The organism is Bradyrhizobium jicamae (assembly GCF_001440395.1).
Classification (GTDB): Bacteria; Pseudomonadota; Alphaproteobacteria; order Rhizobiales; family Xanthobacteraceae; genus Bradyrhizobium; species Bradyrhizobium jicamae.
Genome location: NZ_LLXZ01000173.1, coordinates 1 through 668 on the forward strand (window position 1 = coordinate 1; position 668 = coordinate 668).

Annotated in this window: 1 protein-coding gene; it reads right to left on the bottom strand. The window is 60.3% G+C overall.

Features of this window, described 5'->3' with window-relative positions; genetic code table 11:
- Positions 1-224: 224 nt before the first annotated feature.
- Positions 225-668 (bottom strand): LuxR C-terminal-related transcriptional regulator (locus tag CQ12_RS29015; RefSeq protein WP_057838716.1); only part of this gene is annotated, 444 nt, incomplete at its 5' end.

Consider the following 668-nt stretch of genomic DNA (forward strand, 5'->3'; position numbering starts at 1 on the left):
TGCCGCCTCGTTAGTTGCAATCCCTTCATGAGACGCAGGGGCTAGGGGATAATAGGAGGCCCTAGACGATGGTAGACTTTAGACTTCATTAGGCGCGAGACCGCCCGCCCCGCCCCGGCGGGGACCACTAACCTCGCACGCAATCGGTAACGAAGGACTTTTGAAGCTGTCGAAGCGCCTTGAGGCGGCCGGCAGGCCAAAGGGAGCTCGATTTTAAGCGGGCTTCAATCCAGCCCCATCTCCATCGCGATCCGGATCAGGTCCGAATGATTCTTGGCGCTAAGCTTCTGCTTGAGCAGCGAGGTGGTGTTGGCCACCGTCTTGTAGGAGATCTCCAGCGCATTGGCGACTTCGACGATCTTGTCGCCGCGGCCCAGCAGCCGAAGAATTTCCAGCTCGCGCGCCGTCATTTGCGACGCTGGATTGGCCTTGATCGACGCGCCGGAAAAGGTCACCGCTTCCGCCAGTTGCGGTGAAATGAAGTTGTCTCCCGCGGCGACCTTCCGAACCGCCTTCACCAGCATCCGGGGATCGTCGCCCTTCGAGACATACCCCTGCGCGCCCGTCTCGATGGCGCGAACCACGAGCGCCGGATCGTCATTCATGCTGAAGATGATGATCCGCGCCTCCGGATCGTCTTTTCGGATGCGACGCATCAGTTCGAAGCC